A 3,414-nucleotide genomic window follows, 5' to 3' on the forward strand; every position below is an offset into this window, starting at 1 on the left:
GTATAAGAGACAGGCCTCGACCCGGCCCTGAGCGCCGCGGACCGGCTGCGCACCGGCGCGGGACCGGCCGCCACCGGGGGGATCGCCACGCCGCGCCGGGGCCTGGACGAGCTGACGGTCTCCTGGCGCGAGGCCACGGCGTCGGCCCGCGCGGCACGGGCCGAGACCCGCCTCGGCCCGGTCGCCCGGTGGTCGGCGATCGGCCCGTACCGCCTGCTGACCGCCCTCCCGGGCGCCGGCGACGGCCCCGGGGACCCGGCGGTCGCCCCGCTGCTGACCCCGTCGCACCGGGAGCTGGCGCACACCGCCGAGGTGTTCCTGGACCGCGCGGGCCAGGCGGGCCGGACGGCCGCCGCGCTGGGCATCCACCGCCAGACGCTGTACTACCGGCTCTCCCGCATCCAGCAGATCACCGGCCTCGACCTGAACGACGGCGAGGACCGGCTGCTGCTGCACATGGCGGTGAAGCGGGCCCGACTGTAGGGGCGCCGGGCCCGTTCGCAGCGGCGCTCGGCCGACCCCGTCACTTGCCGAAGCGGCGTTCCCGGTTCGCGTACGAGCGCAGCGCGCGCAGGAAGTCCACGTGCCGGAAGGCCGGCCAGTAGCAGTCCACCCAGTGCATCTCGGCGTAGGCGGACTGCCAGAGGAGGAAGCCGGACAGCCGCTGCTCCCCGGAGGTGCGGATGATGAAGTCGGTGTGGTCGGCCACGGGCGAGTAGAGGTGCCGGGAGATGTCGTCGATCCCGAACCGGGCGACCAGTTCGGCCGGGTCGCCGCCGGCCGCGATGTGCTCCTCGAAGGCGCTCTTCACGGCGTCGACGATCTCGCGCCGGCCGCCGTAGCCGACCGCCACGTCCACCTTGAGGCCGCCGCGCCCGGCCGTGGCGGCGGTGGCCTCCTTGAACACCCGGGCGCTGGCGCCGGGCAGCATGTCGAGCGAGCCGATCGCCCGGACCTCCCAGTCCCGGCCCTCGGCGGTGATGTCCCGGACGGTCTCCTCGATGACCTCGATCAGGGGTCCGAGTTCTTCGGCGGGGCGGCCCAGGTTGTCGTCGGAGAGCATGAAGAGGGTCACGTGCTCGATCCCGGCGGCCGTGCACCAGCCCAGGAACGTGGTCACCTTGGCGCCACCCGCCCGGTAGCCCTCCCGGACGTCCGTGTGCCCGGCCTTCCGGGCCCAGCGCCGGTTGCCGTCGACCATGATCCCTACGTGCTGGGGGCGCGGCAGACCCACCAGCGTGGCGGCGAGCCGACGCTCGTACACCGCTTCGATCGGCCGTCGGAGGAACAGGGGGAGCAGCTTCATGGACCCACTCCATCACAGGACCGCCGGTGCCGGAGGACCTCGTCGGCGGCCCCGGACGCCTCCGGCCGGATCCGGCCGGTCATCACAACGGCCCGTCCCCGTCCTCCGGTTCGGTGACCGGACGGTCGCTGACCAGGGCGGCCAGCACCAGCGGCGCGTCCCCGTCGCTGTGCCCCACGGTCAGGGCGATCCACCGGCCGCCGGGGGCGACGGGGCCCCAGACCTCCAGGTCCCCGTACAGATCCTGGGCGAACAGCGCCTCGTGCAGCGGCTCCACGGGCGTCCCGGCCTCCCACCGCAGCAGCGCCGCGTGCAGGCGCACCGGCCGGTGCGGGCCCCAGCGGCCGTCCAACGTCCGTGCCAGCAGCGCCAGACGATCCTCGGCGCCCTCCACCGCGTCGTTCCACTCGGGGGCGTACACCCCGGTGAGGGAGTGGCCCTCCCAGAGCGGCACGATACGGAAGCCCGCCCCGACGGTGACCGTCCACTCGCCGGTGTCCGGGTCGCCCTCGGCGGCGGTGGGACCGGTGGCCGGTACGGGGGCGGCGAGGAGCCCGGTCACCTCGGCCGCCGCACGCTCCGCGTCGAACTCCTCGCCCGCCCGGCAGGTCACAGGACCGCCCGGTCCATCGGACGGGGCAGCGGAGCCAGCGCCCCCGCCTCGCGCAGCCGTTCGTAGACCCGGACCACCGTCGCGCTGTCGCCCGGGGCCGCGATGCTCAGCAACTCCCCGCCGCCGGGCAGGGGTTCACGGACCGTCTCCAGGTCGCCGGGGACGAGGGCGGCACGGGCCGGGGAAAGGTAGCCGGTCCGGCCGACGACCGGGTCGCCGACGGCGTACCCGGCGTCGTCCTCCAGTGCGTCCAGCACGTCGTCGTCGCTCACATCGCCGAAGTCCGGTTCCCACACCCGGGCGACGAGCGACAGGAGCGCCTCCTCGGGGACCACGGCCTCGTCCGGGGTGTGCAGGACGATCGCGAGCGACTGGAGCAGGAACTCCGGGGCTCCCCCGGCCAGTCCGCTGACCTCCGCCTCCCAGCCGCGCGCCCCGGTGCCGACGAGCCGCAGCCCCGTGCCGGTGAGGTCCGACCAGTCGGCCGCGCTCTGGGCGGTGCGGAGCGCGCCGAGCAGGGCGTCCCCGTCGGGGGTGAAGGCGGTGGCGGGTCCGTTCCCGTGGACCTGGCTCCAGGCGTCGGCCGCCTGCGGGACCAGCTCGGCGAGCCCGTCGAGGGTCCGCCGCCACCGGTCGGCCAGCGCCTCGGCCGGCTCCGGCCGGGGTCCCCAGAAGCCCCGCACTACACGTCGCATGCTCGTCTCTCCTCCGTCGGCCTGCCCACTGCGCACGGTCCCCCCGGCCGGACGGCGGCCGGGATCACCACGCGTGCAGGCTACAAGGCGCCCGCGAGCGCGGGGGGTCCGTCCGGGCGTGGCCTACTCGTCGAACGCCCCCGGTTTCCTGGTGCTGTCGTTGGGCTTCGTCGGGCTGTGGACCACCTTGACCGGCAGCCCTTCGTCACGGAAGGCCTTGCGGGCGGCCTTGGCGACCTTCGGGTCGGAGAAGTGCCACTCCACGCTCCGGCCGCCGGACGCCTCCACCTGGGCGCGGGCCTCGGTGACGAACTTGTCCTTGCCCGACGGGGTGAGGGACCCACTGTCGGACTTGGACAGATAGCTGCCGTAACCGTTCTTGGCCTCCAGGAACGTCTGCCGGGAGGAGTCCCAGCCGTCGTACTCCACCGCCGGCTTGCCCTCCCGGGGATGCGGTACGACGTACTCCTGGCCCCGATTGGTGCCGGTCACCTGCTCCTGGTAGCGCAGCCAGGACTCGTTCTTCCAGTTGGGCGCGGGGTTGCGGTCCCGGCTCGCCCAGTAACCGTCTCCCGCGTCGGCGTCCCCGAGCGTACGGTCCTTGAGGCCGTCGGCCCAGGACGGCGGGTTGTAGTTGCGCGGGTCGGAGGTGTCGTTGCGCTGCGCCTCCGGGTACTTCTTCTTGTCCACCTCCGCCTTGCGCGCCCGCTCGGGCTCCTCCAGCCTCTTCCGCTCCAGGTGGGCGGCCCGCTCGGCGGCCCGCGCCCGGGCGGCGGCGGCCTTGGCCGCCTCGTCGCACC

4 protein-coding genes and 1 pseudogene are annotated in these 3,414 nt (G+C 74.6%); 1 reads left to right on the forward strand and 4 read right to left on the reverse strand.

Features of this window, described 5'->3' with window-relative positions; translation table 11 throughout:
* Nucleotides 1–15 precede the first annotated feature (15 nt).
* Nucleotides 16–483: pseudogene (locus tag CR470_RS36750) on the forward strand (PucR family transcriptional regulator); the annotation flags it as partial.
* Nucleotides 484–523: 40 nt separating this feature from the next.
* Here the strand turns inward: CR470_RS36750 and CR470_RS36755 are convergent.
* From CR470_RS36755 to CR470_RS36770, 4 genes are all read right to left on the reverse strand, one after another.
* On the reverse strand, nt 524–1,306 hold the full coding sequence (locus CR470_RS36755; protein ID WP_097872023.1) for an isoprenyl transferase: 783 nt from the start codon (nt 1,304–1,306) through the stop codon (nt 524–526).
* Between the two features lie 82 nt (nt 1,307–1,388).
* Complete coding sequence (locus CR470_RS36760) at nt 1,389–1,919, reverse strand: hypothetical protein (RefSeq protein ID WP_097872025.1); 531 nt, start codon at nt 1,917–1,919, stop codon at nt 1,389–1,391.
* Nucleotides 1,916–2,614 (reverse strand): hypothetical protein, encoded by a 699-nt coding sequence (locus CR470_RS36765; RefSeq protein WP_097872027.1) that lies wholly within the window; start codon nt 2,612–2,614, stop codon nt 1,916–1,918. The genes CR470_RS36760 and CR470_RS36765 overlap by 4 nt, the downstream gene beginning before the upstream one ends.
* A 123-nt stretch (nt 2,615–2,737) precedes the next feature.
* The coding region (locus CR470_RS36770) for a Tox-REase-5 domain-containing protein (RefSeq protein WP_218923802.1) at nt 2,738–3,414 on the reverse strand (677 nt) is incomplete at its 5' end.

It is taken from the genome of Streptomyces sp. rh34 (assembly GCF_002551245.1).
Classification (GTDB): domain Bacteria; phylum Actinomycetota; class Actinomycetes; order Streptomycetales; family Streptomycetaceae; genus Streptomyces.

What these genes read in the sequence shown, in the direction of transcription:
- CR470_RS36755 (WP_097872023.1), bottom strand. Translation starts at nt 1,306, where the DNA reads ATGAAGCTGCTCCCCCTGTTCCTCCGACGGCCGATCGAAGCGGTGTAC.
- CR470_RS36765 (WP_097872027.1), bottom strand. Translation starts at nt 2,614, where the DNA reads ATGCGACGTGTAGTGCGGGGCTTCTGGGGACCCCGGCCGGAGCCGGCC.